13 protein-coding genes and 1 tRNA gene are annotated in these 16,717 nt (G+C 62.7%); 3 read left to right on the top strand and 11 right to left on the bottom strand.

The window, feature by feature from the left end; translation table 11 throughout:
• Window positions 1–193 precede the first annotated feature (193 nt).
• The 3 genes from LMH93_RS22095 to bglX all read right to left on the bottom strand — a co-directional run bounded on the left by LMH93_RS22095 (window position 194) and on the right by bglX (window position 5,657).
• Window positions 194–1,528 carry a sigma-54-dependent transcriptional regulator gene (locus LMH93_RS22095; protein WP_003251989.1) on the bottom strand — a complete coding sequence of 445 codons (1,335 nt, stop codon included), beginning with the start codon at window positions 1,526–1,528 and terminating at the stop codon, window positions 194–196.
• A complete protein-coding gene (locus LMH93_RS22090) occupies window positions 1,522–3,279 on the bottom strand; it encodes an ATP-binding protein (protein ID WP_014859146.1) in 1,758 nt (585 codons plus the stop codon). The genes LMH93_RS22095 and LMH93_RS22090 overlap by 7 nt, the downstream gene beginning before the upstream one ends.
• An 86-nt stretch (window positions 3,280–3,365) precedes the next feature.
• Entirely contained in the window at window positions 3,366–5,657 is a 2,292-nt protein-coding gene (bglX, locus tag LMH93_RS22085) for a beta-glucosidase BglX (RefSeq protein WP_019752464.1), read from the bottom strand.
• 186 nt (window positions 5,658–5,843) lie between these two features.
• Between bglX and LMH93_RS22080 the strand changes: the two genes are divergently transcribed.
• Together LMH93_RS22080 and LMH93_RS22075 are read left to right on the top strand one after the other, a co-directional pair.
• Window positions 5,844–6,461 carry a TPM domain-containing protein gene (locus tag LMH93_RS22080; protein WP_003251995.1) on the top strand — a complete coding sequence of 206 codons (618 nt, stop codon included), beginning with the start codon at window positions 5,844–5,846 and terminating at the stop codon, window positions 6,459–6,461.
• Window positions 6,462–6,626: 165 nt separating this feature from the next.
• Complete coding sequence (locus LMH93_RS22075) at window positions 6,627–7,841, top strand: class I SAM-dependent methyltransferase (RefSeq protein ID WP_004575154.1); 1,215 nt, start codon at window positions 6,627–6,629, stop codon at window positions 7,839–7,841.
• Window positions 7,842–7,874: 33 nt separating this feature from the next.
• Here LMH93_RS22075 and LMH93_RS22070 read toward each other — a convergent pair whose 3' ends face one another.
• From LMH93_RS22070 to LMH93_RS22040, 7 genes are all read right to left on the bottom strand, one after another.
• Window positions 7,875–8,885 carry a DUF4917 family protein gene (locus tag LMH93_RS22070; RefSeq protein ID WP_003251999.1) on the bottom strand — a complete coding sequence of 337 codons (1,011 nt, stop codon included), beginning with the start codon at window positions 8,883–8,885 and terminating at the stop codon, window positions 7,875–7,877.
• 202 nt (window positions 8,886–9,087) lie between these two features.
• Entirely contained in the window at window positions 9,088–10,794 is a 1,707-nt protein-coding gene (locus LMH93_RS22065; protein WP_230064588.1) for a SulP family inorganic anion transporter, read from the bottom strand.
• 210 nt (window positions 10,795–11,004) lie between these two features.
• Window positions 11,005–11,078: transfer RNA gene (locus LMH93_RS22060), tRNA-Gly, on the bottom strand.
• 111 nt (window positions 11,079–11,189) lie between these two features.
• Window positions 11,190–12,077 carry a (R)-3-hydroxydecanoyl-ACP:CoA transacylase gene (gene phaG / locus LMH93_RS22055; protein ID WP_003252003.1) on the bottom strand — a complete coding sequence of 296 codons (888 nt, stop codon included), beginning with the start codon at window positions 12,075–12,077 and terminating at the stop codon, window positions 11,190–11,192.
• A gap of 336 nt (window positions 12,078–12,413) precedes the next feature.
• Window positions 12,414–13,112 carry a pseudouridine synthase gene (locus tag LMH93_RS22050; protein ID WP_014859152.1) on the bottom strand — a complete coding sequence of 233 codons (699 nt, stop codon included), beginning with the start codon at window positions 13,110–13,112 and terminating at the stop codon, window positions 12,414–12,416.
• An 8-nt stretch (window positions 13,113–13,120) separates the two neighbouring features.
• Window positions 13,121–13,333 carry a cysteine-rich CWC family protein gene (locus tag LMH93_RS22045; RefSeq protein WP_003252007.1) on the bottom strand — a complete coding sequence of 71 codons (213 nt, stop codon included), beginning with the start codon at window positions 13,331–13,333 and terminating at the stop codon, window positions 13,121–13,123.
• Window positions 13,326–14,807, bottom strand: a complete 1,482-nt coding sequence (locus LMH93_RS22040; protein ID WP_004575158.1) for a sensor domain-containing diguanylate cyclase — start codon at window positions 14,805–14,807, stop codon at window positions 13,326–13,328. Before LMH93_RS22040 ends, LMH93_RS22045 begins: the two co-directional genes overlap by 8 nt.
• Before the next feature lie 212 nt (window positions 14,808–15,019).
• On the opposite strand from LMH93_RS22040, the gene LMH93_RS22035 reads away from it, so the two are divergent.
• Window positions 15,020–15,469, top strand: coding sequence for a hypothetical protein (locus tag LMH93_RS22035; RefSeq protein WP_004575159.1), 450 nt, complete (start codon window positions 15,020–15,022; stop codon window positions 15,467–15,469).
• Window positions 15,470–15,512: 43 nt separating this feature from the next.
• Here the strand turns inward: LMH93_RS22035 and LMH93_RS22030 are convergent, their stop codons facing one another.
• Window positions 15,513–16,619, bottom strand: coding sequence for an enoyl-CoA hydratase/isomerase family protein (locus tag LMH93_RS22030; RefSeq protein WP_230064587.1), 1,107 nt, complete (start codon window positions 16,617–16,619; stop codon window positions 15,513–15,515).
• Between the last annotated feature and the right edge of the window lie 98 nt (window positions 16,620–16,717).

Below are 16,717 nucleotides of genomic sequence, written 5' to 3'. Positions count from 1 at the left end.
CAGAAGGTGTGCCAAATGGGGGCGGGCTGATTCATTTCAGGGCATCCAATACCCCAAAACCGGCACAGTAGTGGGGTTTGCGCTGCCCTTTGCGGGAGCGGGCTTGCCTGCGAAGGGCTGCAAAGCAGCCCGGAATCTCGAGGTGATAAGCGGTTTTTTGCCTACCAGGTGCAGGTCATAAGCGGATTTCCGCTCATTCCTGCCCAACAAAGTCCTCGCGCACCAGCCCATGCCGTTGCATCTTCTCGTTAAGGGTGCGCCGCGGCAGTTGCAACGCCTCCATCACCGACTTGATCTCGCCCCCATGCTGACGCAAGGCCGCGCGCAGGCATTGCGCCTCGAATGCTTCCATCTGCTCGCCCAGCGACTGCCCGGCAGGTGCCACCTCGATGTTTGGCGAACCTAGCCCCAGCGCATGCCGCTCCGCCGCATTGGCCAGCTCACGCACGTTGCCAGGCCAATCATGTGACAGCAGCTGCGCCAGCTGTGCAGCCGATAGCGGCGGGGCGGTGCGACCCAGCTTTTCACCTGCAGCACGGGCAAAGTGTTCGAACAGCAGCGGAATGTCCTCCCGCCGCTCGCGCAGCGGTGCCAGGCGCAATTCGGCCACGTTCAGGCGGTAGGCCAGGTCTTCGCGGAAGCGCCCGGCACGAGCCTCCTCGAGCAGGTCGGGCTTGGTCGCAGCAATGATGCGCAGGTCCACGCTGATGCTCTGGTTGGCCCCCAGGCGCTCCAGCTTCTGCTCCTGTATCACCCGCAACAGCTTGGCCTGTTGGGCCAGTGGCATGCTCTCGATTTCGTCGAGGAACACGGTGCCACCGTTGGCATATTCCAGCTTGCCGATCCGTTTACCCTGGGCGCCCGTGAAGGCGCCGCTCTCATGGCCGAACAGTTCGGCCTCGAACAACGACTCGGGGATGGCTGCGCAGTTAAGGGCTACAAAGGGCTTGGCGGCACGGGGGCCAAAGTCGTGCAGGCAGCGGGCCACCCGCTCCTTGCCACTGCCGGTTTCACCGCGAATCAGCACGTTCACCGGCAGTCCGGCCAGGTCCAGCACTTGCCGGCGCAGCTGTTGCAGGCCCTGGGACATGCCCAGTAGCGTGACTTCCAGGCGTGACTTGAGGTCGGCCTGCTCGTGGAGCCGGCGGTTCTCAAGTACCAGCTGGCGCTTTTCCAGGGCGCGGCGCAGGCTGCCCAGCAAGTCTTGCGGCGTGAAGGGTTTTTCCAGGAAGTCATAGGCCCCCATGCGCATGGCTTCTACCGCCATCGGTACATCACCGTGACCGGTCAGCAGAATCACGGGCAGGTCGGGGTCGTTCGCCTGCAGGCGTTCGAGCAATTGCAGGCCATCCATGCCCGGCATGCGCACATCGCTGATGATCACCCCAGGGAAGTGCTGCGGCAGGTGTGCCAGGCACGCTTCGGCGTGAGCGAACAACTGCACGCTGAAGCCAGACAGACTCAGCCATTGCTCGACAGCAGTGCGGATACTGGCTTCATCATCGACGACGATCACCGAATTCAACATACAGGCTCCAGGTCACGGGGCAGGGTAAGGCTCAGGCGCGCGCCGCCAGGCAGGTTTTCGGCCCGCAGCTGGCCGCCGGCCTCGTGGACGATGCCGTAAGAAATGGCCAGGCCCAGCCCTAGCCCTTCCCCCACCGGTTTGGTGGTGAAGAACGGGTCGAAGACCTTGGCCAGGTCGGCTTCGGCAATGCCACCACCCGAGTCGAGCACACTCAGGCGCCATAGTGCCCCGTCGGGTTCGATGCGGATCTCCAGGCGTTTGTAACGCTTGTCGAGCATGGCGTCGAGTGCATTGTGCAGGAGGTTTATCAGCACCTGCTCCAGGCGGATGGCATCGCCGCGTACCCAGGCCGGGCGTGCCAGGTACAGCGCCACTTCCACTTCTTCGTTGCGAAGGCGCGCTTCCAGCAGGTGCAAGGCCTGGTCGACCACGGTTGCCAGGTCAAGGCGTTCACGCAGGCCCATCGGGCTGTTGCGGGCAAAGGTTTTCAGGTGGCTGGTAAGTGCTGCCATGCGCGTGAGCATCTGTTCCAGTGGCTCCAGCGCTTGCCGCGCTTCGTCATGGCGACCATGGTCAAGCAGCAGGCGCAGGGTTTCCAGCTGCATACGCTGGGTGGTCAGCGGCTGGTTGATTTCGTGGGCCATGGCCGCCGACATCTGCCCGAGAGCGGCGAGCTTGGCTGATTGCACCAGGCCTTCCTGGGCAGTGCGCAGCTCGCGGGTGCGTTCTTCGACCTGGCGTTCGAGTTCTTGCCGGCTGCGCTGGCGCAGGCGTGCCAGGCGCAGGCGTTGGCTGACGAAAAGGGCGGCGAACACCAGGCTCAGCCAGACGGCGGCGGCGCCAAGCGCGGCATTACGGCCGTCGGCAGCAACCTGCGGTTTGCGCAGCAGGTGCAAGGTCCAGTTTTCGCCTTCCAGCGGCAGGCTTTCCCACAGGTACTCGGTACTACCCTCGGGGCCTTGCACGCGGCTAAGGGTGCTGTAGGGGGCAAACCGCGTCAGCACCTGATGGTGTAGCGGCACCAGCGGTTGCTTGTCGTACTGGCGGGTTTCGGCCAGCTCGGCACGGTCGGCGCCACTGAGCGGCTGAAGCTCGCGGTAGCGCCAGCCATCCTGGTTTGCGATGAAAGTGATGCCGCGGGCGTCGCTGACCAACAGGATATCGTTGCCCTGTCGCCATTCGCGCTCCAGCTCGGGGAACTCCAGCTTGACCACCATGGCGCCAAGGAATCGGCCATGCTCGTCGTTCACCGCGCTGGCGAGGAAGTAGCCCGGCACGCCACTGGTCACGCCCACGGCATAGAAGCGGCCACTGCCCTGGCTGCGGGTTTGCTTGAAGTAGGGGCGGAAACCGTAGTTGGAGCCGACGTAGCTGCTGGGCAGCCGCCAGTTGCTGGCGGCAATGGCCAGCCCGGTGCGGTCGAGCAGCTCGAGGGTGGAGGAATTGGCGGCGCCATTGATGCGTTCGAGCTTGAGGTTCAGGGCGTTCTGAACCTTTTCGTCGACCGGGCCGCGCAAGGCTGCGATCAGCTCCGGGTCCAGCGCCAGCACGGCGGGGAGGGCACGGTAGCGATCGATCAGGGTGTGCAGTGCGTTGGCGTACAGGCCCAGTTGCTGGCTGGCACGCTTGGCGTCGTCTTCCATGGCCTGGCGCTTGGCCTGGTGCATGGCCCAGCCGGCGCTGAGTGCGGTACCCAGCACGATCAGCAGGGTGATCAGCCCCAGACGCAGGGCGCGAAAGGAAAAGGGCATCGGGGGCGGATCCGGTGGCGGGATATCGGGGCCGGCCTCTTCGCGGGTTTACCCGAGAAGAGGCCGGAACAGGCGGCCTTTTTCAGTCAAAGCAATTCAAAGCTCTGCTGCTGCACCGCCTGGGAGTCCAGCCCTACCTGGACATTGAACTCCCCTGGTTCGGCAACCCGCTGCAACTGGCCATTGTAGAACTTCAGGTCGTCTTCGCTGATGCGGAAGGTCAACGTGCGGGTTTCACCCGGTTCAAGCATCAGCTTCTGGAAGTTTTTCAGCTCTTTCATTGGGCGACTCATCGATGCCGACACATCCTGCAGGTACAGCTGCACCACCGTCTCGCCTGCAACCTTGCCGGTGTTCTTGACCGTTACCTTGGCTTCCAGCGTATCGCCGCGCTTGAGATCCTTGCTCGACAGGTTCAGGCCCGACAGCTCGAAGCTGCTGTAGCTTAAGCCATAGCCGAACGGGTAAAGCGGCCCGTTGGGTTCTTCGAAGTATTGCGAGGTGTAGTTGCCCGGCTTGCCCGGCGTGAACGGCCGGCCGATGCGGGTGTGGTTGTAGTACATCGGGATCTGCCCCACCGACCGTGGGAAGGTAATGGCCAGCTTGCCGGAGGGGTTGTAGTCGCCAAACAGCACGTCGGCGATGGCATTGCCGCCTTCGGTGCCGGCGAACCAGGTTTCGAGGATGGCGTCGGCCTGCTCGCGCTCCCAACTGATCGACAGCGGCCGGCCGTTCATCAACACCAGCACCAGCGGTTTGCCGGTGGCCTTGAGCGCCTTGATCAGCTCGCGCTGGCTGGCCGGGATCTCCAGGGTGGTGCGGCTCGACGACTCGTGGGACATGCCACGGGACTCGCCGACCACGGCGACCACGACGTCGGATTGCTTCGCCGCTTTGACTGCTTCATCGATCAGCACGGCAGGCGGGCGTGGGTCGTCGACGATTTCCGGGGCATCGAAGTTGAGGAAGTTCAGGTAGTCGAGTATCGCCTTGTCACCCGTGACGTTGGAGCCTTTGGCGTAGACCAGCTTGGCCTTGCCTTCCACGGCGCGGCGCAAGCCTTCGCGCACGGTCACCGAGTGGACGGGTTTACCGTCGGCGGCCCAGCTGCCCATCATGTCGATCGGGGCATCGGCCAGCGGGCCGACCAAGGCAATGGTGCCGGCCTTTTTCAGTGGCAGGGTCTGGTTGCGGTTTTCCAGCAGCACCAGGCTGCGGCGTGCCACGTCACGCGCAGCTTCGCGGTGCAGGCGGTCGTTGCCGTAGTAGTCCTTCAGGTCGGTTTCGGCCTTGCCGATGCGCACGTACGGGTCTTTGAACAGGCCCATGTCGTACTTGGCACCCAGCACTTCACGCACCGCCTGGTCCAGCTCGCGCTGGGTCACCTCACCGGACTTCAGCAGGCCCGGCAGCTCTTCGCCGTACAGGGTATCGTTCATGCTCATGTCGATGCCGGCCTTGATCGCCAGCTTGGCGGCTTCACGGCCATCACGGGCGACGCCGTGGCGAATCAGCTCCTGGATGGCACCGTGGTCGCTGATGGTCACGCCCTTGAAGCCCCACTCCTTGCGCAGCAGGTCGTTCATCAGCCAGGTGTTGGAGGTGGCCGGTACGCCGTTGATCGAGTTCAGCGCCACCATCACGCCACCGGCACCCGCATCGAGCGCGGCGCGATAGGGTGGCAGGTAGTCGTTGTACATTTTCGGCAGGCTCATATCGACCGTGTTGTAGTCGCGCCCGCCTTCCACGGCGCCATACAAGGCGAAATGTTTGACGATGGCCATGATGCTGTCGGGGTTGGCCGGGCTGCTGCCCTGGAACGAGCGCACCATTACCTGGCCGATTCTCGAGGTCAGGTAGGTGTCTTCGCCGAAGCCTTCACTGGTGCGGCCCCAGCGCGGGTCACGGGCGATATCCACCATTGGCGCGAACGTCATGTCCAGGGCGTCGGCCGAGGCTTCGATCGCGGCGGTGCGGCCGACCTTGGCGACGGCCTCCATGTCCCAGGTAGCGGCCATGCCCAGGCCGATCGGGAAGATGGTGCGCTCGCCGTGGACGGTGTCGTAGGCGAAGAACATCGGGATCTTCAGGCGGCTGCGCATGGCCGCGTCCTGCATCGGCCGGTTTTCGGGGGCCGTGCGGGAGTTGAAGGTGCCACCGATACGGCCGGCGGCGATTTCCTCGCGGATCTTGTCGCGGGGCATTTCCGGGCCGATGCTGATCAGGCGCAACTGGCCGATTTTCTCGGCTTCGGTCATCTGGCTGATCAGATGCTCGATGAATGCCTGCTTGTCCTGCAGGGGCGGGGCGGTGGGGGCGGCGAGGGCCGCCTGACTGGCAAGGCCCATGGCCAGGCCCAGCAAAGACAGTTTCATCATCAATTCCGTTTTGGGGCCTCTGCCGTATCCACGGTGATACGTGCGCGACCGAAGTTTTCAGGCGGCTATTGTTGTACGATTTGCAGGCAATTCTTCCAGCGGCGGATTATGCCTGAATATGTCGCCTGCGGATGAAGCCCCGAATGCTGGGATAACAACTATAAGAATGCTCAAGAGACCGACGGCATGACCCCCTTCGACGAATACCATCAACGGCAGATTGCCGAAGCCATTGCCCGTGCCGAACGGCGTACCGATGCCGAACTGGTGACGGTGCTTGCCCGTCGTGCCGACGATTATGCGTATTGGCCGTTGTTGTGGGCCGCCGTGCTGGCACTGACCGTGCCCGGTCTGTTGCACTGGCTGCTGGCTTGGCCCAGCGTGCGTGGCGTGCTGATGGGCAACGTGCTGCTGTTCGTCGTTTTGTGCCTGCTGCTGCGCAACCCGCGCCTGGCCGACTGGCTGATCCCCCGTGCCTTGCGCCGCTGGCGTGCCGCGCGCCTGGCCCGCCAGCAGTTTCGCGAGCAGAACCTGCAGCGCACAGCAGGCGCCACGGGCGTGCTGATTTTCGTCAGCGAGGCGGAGCGGCATGTGGAGATCCTGGTCGATCGGGGTATCGAACACTGCCTGGATGCCGAAGCCCGCGCGGCCATCGGTGCCCGCTTGGCCGAGCAGGTGCGCCAGGGCCGCACCTTGCAGGGCTTTGTCGAGTGCATCGAAGCGTGTGGCGAGCTGCTTAGCCAGCACGTGCCGCCAACCCATGCACGCAACGAATTGCCCAACCGCTTGGTGATTCTCGACTGAAGGTGCGCCCAGCCTTGCTGGATTCCCTGTAGGAGCGGGCTTGCCCGCGAGTCAGGCGACGCGGTGTCTGCCACCGGCTTTGCCGGTGTTCGCGGGCAAGCCTGCTCCCACAGGGTGCCTGCGGCACGTTAGAATAGGCGTTCCGCTACCCAAGGCCCCCTTTTCATGTCCGCCAGTACTTCTGCCTCTTGCGCGCCGGATGCGCGCGCTCAGTTTCTCGACCTGCTGAACGCCGCCCTGTACGGCGAAACCCTGGTCAAGCTGGTGCTGGCGCGCCATGTCGGTGCCGACCAGACCTTGCAACGGATCATTGCCAAGCCGCTGCAGGTCAAGGGCCAGCCGTGCCTGTCGCTGGTCTACCGCCACCAGACCCGCGACATCACCCGCAACCTGCCGCTGGATCAGGCCCAGGTGCTGGTTGCCGAACTGCTGCCGGACAGCTTCCGCAATGCCCACCTGTTCGATGCTGACGGCGAAGTGCAGTTGACCTTCAGCAAGAAGGGCAAACCGATGCTCCAGCGCCACGGTGCCCAGGCACCGCGCGTGGCCGATGCGGGCAGCGGGCATGACCGCGAGAAGAAGCGTTATCTGGAGCTGTCGCGGCCGTTTCTGCGCGACCTCGGTGTGACCGACGCACAAGGCGCACTGATCCCGTCCATGTCACGCAAGTGGAAGCAGATCAACAAATTCATCGAGGTCTTCGATCACGCCCTGGCCAATGCACCGGTGTCGACGGAACAGGCGCTGCGGGTGGCCGACTTCGGTTCGGGCAAGGGCTACCTGACCTTTGCCATGCATGACTACCTGCGCAACAGTCTGGGCCGTGACGCACAGGTGACCGGCGTGGAGCTGCGCCAGGACATGGTCGACCTGTGCAACGCCGCGGCCGCACGCCTCGACCATCCGGGCCTGGAGTTCCAGTGTGGTGATGTACGCAGCGTGGTGCCTGAGGCCATCGAGGTGATGATTGCCTTGCATGCCTGTGACATCGCCACTGACTACGCCATCCACACCGGTATCCGCTGCAACGCCGCGATCATCATGTGCTCGCCGTGCTGCCACAAGCAGATCCGCCCGCAATTGCACAGCCCAGGGTTGCTGCAACCCATGCTGCAGTATGGCCTGCACCTGGGCCAGCAGGCCGAAATGCTGACCGACAGCCTGCGCGCGCTGTACCTGGAAGCCTGTGGCTATGAAACCAAGGTGTTCGAGTTCATCTCGCTGGAACACACCAACAAGAACAAGATGATTCTTGCGGTGAAACGGCGGCAGGCGGGGGATAACGGGGCGTTGCTGGAGAAGATTGCCCAGCTCAAGGCGTTCTATGGGGTGCAGGAGCATTGCCTGGAAACGTTGTTGCGCGCGGATGGGTTGCTCTGACGCCACCCACCGGTACGCCTGCCGGGCACCTTGTCAGCGCTGAGCAGAGGGCACTTCGATAGCCAATGCTGCCTGCCCCAACGGATGGGTGCTGGCATCAAAGAAATGCAGCACCGTCCCCGGCAAATCCCCGAAACGATCTGCAAAATGCTGCTTCTGATTGATCACCGACGCCTCGCCCAGCGGCCGAATGGCAATGGATAGCTGTTGCGGACGGGCTTGGCGCACAGCGTCGAGCAGGTGCCGGTCACTGCTGTCCAGATGCTGCCCGAACAGGCATATCCCTTGGTTTTCCTGCGCCAGCTGCCCCAGGCACCAGCTCAGATAGTCCGAGTTGCGGATAGCGCGCAGTTTCTCGTCGCTGCGGTCTTCGTTGACGAACAGCGGTACTTCACCCGGGATATTCACGGCAAACCCATCGAGCAGTTCGGCGCTTTCAGCGCTGCGCTGGCGGGTGGTGCCGTCGGGCAGCTTGAGCAGGTGCAGGCCGCCATGCAGGTGCAGCACCCGGGTACCTTCGCTGCCGGTGCGTCGCACGTCGAAATAGCCTTGTTCGTCGAACAGTTCGGCGAAGCCATTCGGGGCGTGCTGCACGGCCCATGGCAGCACCAGGTCGTAGTTGCTGGTGTAGACGCTTCGATAGGCGCGCAGGGCCTGATTGAGGGTTGCCAGGGTGGCCGGCGGCATCAGCGGCCAGGGCAGATGCACCGTGCGCACGGCGTGAATCAACGCTTCCTTGATCGAGTAGTAGCGGTTCAGCGGCGCGGTGGAGTTGATGGCCAGTGCGGCATTGGTACGCACGGTGGTGTTGAGGGCGCTGAGCACCGGCTCGAACAGTTCCGTGCCCAAGGACTTGAACAGTGCCTGGTCACTGACCGCCAGGCCTTTCTTGCGGCCTGCGCGTTGCGCTTGCTCGAACAGCGAGAAGTAGCCGAACGGCTTCCATACTGCGCGGCTTGCGCCATTGCCCAGCAGCAGGGCGTCGCAGGGGTGGCGGGCGGCGAGTTCTGGCCAGGGGGTAAGGGTGGCATCAAGTGCGGGCATGCTGGATCCGTTGGGTGGTGCGGGGAACGGGGCGACTTTAGCATGTCATGCGAGGTATGCGAGGGTTGGTGTCAAGGCGAGGTTTTGTGTTGCCTGTGCTGGCCCTTTCGCGCGTGAACCCGCACCTACAAGTCCATGTAGGAGCGGGTTTACCCGCGAAAGGGCCAGCACAGGCGCAGCACGTTGAACAGGATGAAAGCCGCTAACCCTGTTCGGTCACTTGCACACTGCGGTTTCGGTTGCGCCACACACGGTACGCACGAATCCCCGCGCGTACCGAGCCGAATAGCAGTTTTTCTTCCATGTCCCGCGCCATCCCCGAGCGCACCAGCATGCGCAGGAAAGTGCCACGGGCGCGGGCGATGGCGAAGAGGATGCCTTGAGCCGCCAGGGTGTCACGCACTTCGCGCAGGGCGGCGATGCCGCTGACATCAATGCTGGTTACCGCTTCGGCATCGAACAGCACGGCTTTAGGCTGGTCCTGGCTTTGCACGGCTTCTAGCAAGCGCATCTTGAAGTAGTCGGCATTGAAGAACAGGATGGCGTCGTCGAAGCGGTACACCACCAGGCCAGGTACGGTGCGGGCGTCTTTGAACTTGCGGATGTCCACTTGGCCTTCGGTGCCCGGCAGCCAGCCCAGTACGGCATCGGTGGGCTGGTAGATGCTGTAAAGCAGGCGCAGGATCGCCAGGGTCACGGCAAACACGATGCCGGGCAGCACGCCCAGGCTCAGTACGCCCGCCGTGGTCAGCAGGCACAGCCAGAACTCGAAGCGGCTTAGACGCCGGATATGCCCCAGCGATTTGATGTCGATCAGCCCCCAGCCAGCCATCAGCAGCACGGCGCCCAGCGCAGCCTGCGGGATCCAGGCCATGGGCGCGGTGAAGAACAGCAGGATCAGGGCAATCACCAGTGCCGCGATGATGCCTACCAGCTGGCTTTTGCCACCGACCATGTCGTTGACTGCAGTGCGCGAGTCGGCACCGCTGATGGCAAAGCCCTGGGAAATCCCGGCCGCCAGGTTGCTCACGCCCAGGGCGACGAATTCGTGGTTGGCGTTGATCGCATAGCCATGCCGGGCGGCAAAGCTGCGTGCGGTAAGCATGGCGCTGCAGAAGCTGACGGTGGCGATACCCAGGGCGTCGCGTAGCAGGCTCTTCATTTCCGCCAGGTTGCTGTGTGGCCAGGCCAGTTGCGGGATGCCTGCAGGTACCGGCCCAAGGACAGCAACGCCGAAGCGGTCGAGGCCGAACAGGCCAACCAGCAGCATGAACAGCGCCACTACCGTGAGGGCTGCGGGCAGGCGCGGGTAGCGCCGTGGCAGCCAGATGAGCAGGCCCAGGGCGGCCAGGCCTATGATCAATGTGACCCAGTGAATTTCCCCCAGGCGCTGGAAGAAGTTGATCAGGCTGAGGATGAAACCGTCGCCCTCGATCTGGAAGCCCACCACCTTGGACAGCTGCCCGGCGATCAGGCTCAGGCCGATACCGTTGAGGTAGCCGATCAGGATCGGCCGCGAGAAGAAGCTGGCGATGAACCCGGCGCGCGCCAGGCCCGCGGCAATCAGCATCACGCCGACCAGCACGGTGACGATCACCGACAGTTCGACGATGCGCTGCGGGTCACCCAGGGCCAGCGGTGCCACGGCACCGGCGATCATCGCGCAGGTGGCGGCGTCGGGGCCGACCATCAGCTGGCGCGAGCTACCGATCAGCGCATAGACCATCATCGGTAGCACACAGGCGTACAGGCCATATTGCGGCGGCAGCCCGACGATCTGCGCATAGGCAATGGCAATGGGAATCTGGATCGCGGCTACCGACAGGCCCGCTTGCAGATCGGCGTGGAACCATTCACGGCGGTAGTGCAGCAGGTTGGCAAGGCCTGGTAGCCAGCGGGAGGGAAACATGCGTTGTCCTTTCGAATGGTTTCACGAATCCATTGAGCCTATCCGCCACAAGCCGTTTCGCTTGCGCACGCAAAGGCCCGATGCGCATTGAAGCGGATCGGTGGGTAAATGGCCATGGGCCAGGTCAAGGCAGGGTGAAAAACGAAAAAAGGAGCCTTGGCTCCTTTTGACTGCGATGACGTTGCTGGAACGCCATGCGGGAATGCGATGTGGAGCGGGTAGAGGGAATCGAACCCTCAACTAAAGCTTGGGAAGCTTTCGTTTTGCCACTAAACTATACCCGCATCTGAGCTCGACTTTTTACCAGAACCTTCAGCGAATTAGAAGCCCAAGTTATAAAAAAGCTTGTCGGCGCCCTGTGACCTGCGGGTATTGGCTACAAGGCGCCGAGCCGCTCAGATGGCAAATGCATGCTGCCCCTGTTGCACGGGTTGGTAACGTTGGCGGGGTTCACGCACGGTTGGCTTGAGGAACCCCAGCATGACACTGCGGGTGTTCTCGCAGGCGGTCTTGTTCTCCATGTCCAGGAAGTGGCCCGCATCGCGGATCACGCTGAACTGGCTTCTGCCCACATGCTTGCTGAACTGCCGCGCATCTTCGACCGTGGTGTACTCGTCGCGTTCGCCGTTGATGAACAACACCGGGATGTTGATATTGCGCGCGCCTTGCAGCGCACGCTCCAGGTCGTGCTCCAGCACTTGGTTGATGTGGAAGTGCATCTGTGCGTACTCGTGGCTGTCCAGGCTGCTCACATGGCGGTAGTTGAAGCGTTTGAACAGCGACGGCAAGTGCTTGCCGATGGTGTCATTGACCAGGTTGCCGACCTGATAACGGTCGCAGGCGGCCAGGTACTGGCAGCCACGGTCCAGATAGTCGCGCATTGGCTCGTTGATCACTGGCGAGAACGAACTCACCACTGCCTTCTTCACGTACCGCGGCTGGTGCGCCAGCGCCAGCAGCGTGCTTGCGCCACCCCACGAAAAAGACATCACGTGGTCTGCCTGGAAGTGCTCGATCAGCTCAAGGAGGATATGCGCCTCGGTCTCCTTGCTGATCAGCCGTTCCTGACGGTTGTGCGGCTTGGACTTGCCTGAATACGGCTGGTCGAACAGAACCACGTTGAACTGTGGGTGCAGGTTACGTACCGTCTGGGCGAACGAGGCCGTGGTGGCCAGCGAGCCGTTGATCAGGATGATCGTGTTTTCGGCCGCATCCGCGCGATAGAACTCCGTGTAAACCCGATACTGACCTTGGATATCAAGTACAGCGATTTCTGGCCTCATGTCATCGACTCCTGGCGCAAAAAGGGTATTCGCGTCACCTAGGGTGCACGTTCTTTATGACAGGTAGGCATTTGCCTGAAGATAATCCGGGGGCCCTGTGTCGATCCTTGGCACTTGCGTCGACGGTATTGTTTTTGGCGGGCAATTTGCCGTGCCCCAAGGCATCTAGGCTTTGGGTGGCCGGCAAAAAGTGTCACTGGCTGCAGGTGTGACTTGGTAGTCACATGCAGACTGACGATTTGGATTCAAGCAGTGGGTTGGGGATCGCGCAAGTGCCGTTCGGTAAGTAATGTGACTTTTGTCGCTGAGCGGTCGTGTGACGACACCGGCTGTCTGTCACGCCTGGACAGTGGCTATCTCATTGGCCGTCAGTTCACGATACTCCCCCGGCGCCAACCCCGGATCCAGCCGGATCGCTCCCATGCTCTCCCGATGCAGCCCCACCACCTTGTTGTTGAAGTGCCCGAACATGCGCTTGACCTGGTGGTACCGCCCCTCGACGATTGCCAGCCGGGCTCGGTGGGGGCCGAGGATCTCCAGCTGGGCTGGTTGGGTGGTGAGGTCTTCGAAGGCAAAATAGAAACCCTCGCGAAACTTGGCCACATAGTGCTCGCCAATCTCGTCCTCGGTGTCCACCAGATAATGCTTGGGCAGCTTTGTGGCAGGCTGGGTCAGGCGCCGTGACCACTGGCCATCGTTGGTCAGGATCATCAGGCCGGTGGTGTTGAAATCCAGGCGCCCGGCTATGTGCAGGTCATCTCGCAACGCCGTGGGCAGCAGGTCGAGAACGGTACGGTGTTGCGGATCGTGGGTGGCGCTTACGCAGCCAGTGGGCTTGTACAGCATCAGGTAGCGGGCCGGCCGGCCGGCCTGCAGCAGTTGCTCATCCAGCTCTACGCGGCTGAATTCACGCACGTCGGTCAGCGGGTCACTGGCGACCTTGCCGTCCACCCGCACGCGGCGTTGCGCCAGCATCAGGCGAACTTGCTGGCGGTTGTAGCTGGGCAGGTTGGCGAGGAAACGGTCAAGGCGCATGGCAACGATCAGTGGGCAGCGGATGGACGGAGCTGTTCTTCAACGGCGGCGCAGCGCGGGCACAGACAGGCCTTGTTACGCAGTTCATCGGGCAGGGCCTGAAGCACGGCCGGGTCGATGGTCACGCTGTAGCACCAACACGCCTGGGTGGCACGGCGTGGGTCGGCCAGGCTGCACTGGTTGAGGGCACCGCAAGCGGGGCAGTGTTGCTTGTCATTCATGGCGGGTATCACTGCAGACGCGGTTGCGGCCAGCCTGCTTGGCACGATAAAGCGCGCGGTCGGCGCGGGTCAGCAGGGCGTGCAGGGTATCCCCCGGTTGCAGGCTGCTCAGGCCGATGCTGGTGGTCAGTCGCAGCGGCTGGTTGTCGTAACTGAAGGTCAGCTGTTCGGTGCGTCGCCGGATCTTTTCCGCCACCTCGATGGCCTGGTCGCCTTCAGCTTCGCGCAGCAGCACGATGAATTCCTCACCGCCCCAGCGGCACAGTATATCTGACTGACGCAGGCTGCCTTGCAGCACATTGGCGAATTGGCGTAGCACTTCGTCACCTGCCAGGTGGCCGTGGTTGTCGTTCAGTGCCTTGAAGTGGTCCAGATCAATCAGCAAGGCCACCAGAGGGCTATTGTCGCGCCGGGCTTCTCGCAGCGCCTGGGCGGCGAGCAGGTCGAAGCTGCGCCGGTTGTGCAAGCCGGTGAGGCTGTCGAGCGTGGCCAAGGCTTCGGTGCTGGCCTGGTGGCGGCGGACCATGGCATGCACCAGTGCCAGCACCACCAGTGTGATCATCGTACAGATCGCCAGGTTCAGGTACAGCGCGTGGCGAATGCGGTCGAGGACGCCGGTTTCGCGTTTGTCCACCAACAGGTACCAGTCCAGTTCGGGCAGGTGGCGAACGTTGAGAAAGTGGCTGTGGTTTTCGCTGTCATGGTACTCGTGGCTGCCTTCGCCCGGCACCCGTTGCTCGGCCAGCATGGCTTTCAGATCAGGGTTGTCGCTGAGTGACTGGCCAACTTGCAAACCATGCGGGCCACCCTCGGAGCCGGTCAACAGCACCTTGCCTTTGGCATCGGTGAAGAGCACCGCACGCTGGTAGCGGCGTTGGTACTGATCGATCAGCTTGACCACCGACGATACGCTCAGCCCTACGCCTGCCGCGCCGATGAAGCGCTGCTGGTAGTCGTGCACCTGGTAATTGATGAACACGGTCAGGCTGTCTTGGTTGGCCATGTCCAGATCGACGTTGATCTCATAAGGGGCCTTGAGCTCACGCAGACGGAAATACCAGGCATCACGCCAGGTGCCCGGTTCGACGTGCTTGAGCACGCCTTTGGCCTGGTAGTAGGTCCGCGTGCGATCGGACACGAAAAAGGACGTGAAGATATCCTGCTTGCCCATGACCTCGCCCAGGTAGCGGGTCATGCGTTCGGTATCCTGCTCGCCGGACAGCACCCAGTCGCGCAGGAAGGTGTCCTGGGCCATCATCGAGGCGATCAGCACCGGGCGGATCAGGTCTTTCTGGATTTCCGAGTAGACAGTGTCGGAGGTCAGCGGCAATTCGGTATTGATGATGCCGTCGCGGATGGCGCTTCGCGAGGAGAAGTAGCTGAGCAGCGAAGTGGCCAGGAAGCCGCAGGCCAATAACACGAGCAGGGTAACGATCAGCGAGCGTTGCGAGAACAGAGCGGAACGTAAGGGCATGATCTTCCCGTGATGTGTGCCGAGCCGCTTATTCTAGTGAGATGGCCAGCAAATGACTGCAAGTTTTTCAGGGTTATTTCACCTGTATCAAGTTATTGCAGAAATGGCACTGAACCTGCGCGCCACTGTCTTATTCAGTGTCGATTGACGCATCTCGTCTCGACGCTCGCCAGCGCCGCTGTTCGGGCACTCCCGCGGTCCAGGAGGCCGCCATGTCCTATCGAATCCTGTTGATCACCCTGCTGGGGCTGATGACTTCGGCCTGCGCCCCGTACTACGAGCGCGGGGGCTATTACCGTTCGGACTACTACTCCACCGACCGCTATGTGGCGCCGGGGTATTACCGCTATGACCGGTACTATGTGGCGCCAGCCCCGCGCTATTACTATCAGCCTGCCCCCCGTTACTACCATGGGGCGGCCCCTGCGCCCTATTACCGGCCATATTCGCAGCCAGGGATGAACCAGTGGCATGGCAACCCGCGCTATGACTATGGCAATCGCCAGCGACAAGACTACAGGCAGGACCGGGATCGCCATGACTATCGCAATGACAGCCAGCGTTACCGGCATGGCGACTGGCACTCCAATGGGCAGGGTAATGACCGCGGGCGCTGGGAGGGTCGGCGCGGGCAGGGGCAAGGAGGAAACTGGCAGCGCTAGGTGAGTGGAGGTGGGGCTGTAAAGCAGCCCCAGGTTCACGAAGCTAACCCACATCCGCCAATGGGTGGCGTCCCTCCCACGCCTTGGCAAAATGCGCCTCGACTACCGCCGCCGGCACTTGCGCCACATCAGGCCAGTGCCAGCGCGGCTGGTTGTCTTTGTCCAGCAGGCGAGCACGCACGCCTTCGCTGAACTCAGGGTGGCGGCAACAGTTCAGGCTCATGCTGTATTCCATCTGGAACACTTGCGCCAACGACAGATACCGCGCCCGGCGGATCTGCTCCCAGACCAGATGCGCGGTCAGCGGGCAACCCTCATGCAGGCGTTGGCCGGCATCTGCCAGCAATGGGTCGTCATGCTGCTTGAGCCTTTCCAGCGCGCGCCAGGCTGAAGCCGCATCGGCCACGTCGAGTAACTGATCGATCACATGCCGTCGTGGCAGCCACTGGGCATCAGGCAGCTCGGCGCAGGCACGATGCTGCTCGGCCTTGAGCAAGCTGTTCAGTTGTACGGCGGTCTGCTCCTGCCAGTTGAGTTGCAGCAACTCCTCGATCAAGGCCTCTTGCTGGTGCTCGCCCAGAAAACGGTCAGCCAGGCCCAGGTCAAGGGCATCGCGGGCGTTGATCGGCGCGCCGGTCACGCCGAAGAACAAACCCAGCTTGCCCGGCAGCCGGGCCAGGAACCAACTAGCGCCTACGTCAGGGTACAGGCCGATGCTGATTTCCGGCATGGCCAGCCGGCTGCTGGGTGTGACGATACGCACATTGGCGCCTTGCAGCAGCCCCATGCCGCCACCCAGCACATGCCCATGGCCCCAGCAGAGTAACGGTTTGGGGTAGGTGTGCAGGGCAAAGTCCAGGCGGTATTCGGCGGCGAAGAAAGAGGCCGCCAGCGGTGGGACACTGCCGGGGTGGTCGCGGCAGGCTTGCACCAGCGCACGGACATCGCCGCCTGCGCAAAAGGCTTTTGCCCCGTTGCCGCGCAGCAGCACGCTGACGATACCCGGGTCGCGGGCCCAGGCATGCAGTTGTTCGCCCAGCACTTCGATCATCGGCAGGGTCAGGGCATTGAGCGCCTTGGGCGCATCCAGGGTGGCGATGCCGATGCGGGCGCCATCGACGCCGGTGAGTACCTCGCAGTGAATGGTCATGGACTACCTCTCGCAAGTCATCGCTCAAGTATGGCTTGCCTGGCCAATCATGCCGGTCGTCGGTCGGATCGTTTGACAAGCGCGAAGGGCTTACCTAG

It is taken from the genome of Pseudomonas sp. CIP-10 (assembly GCF_020911845.1).
Classification (GTDB): Bacteria; Pseudomonadota; Gammaproteobacteria; order Pseudomonadales; family Pseudomonadaceae; genus Aquipseudomonas; species Aquipseudomonas alloputida.
This window is presented reverse-complemented; position numbering and strand designations above follow the sequence as displayed.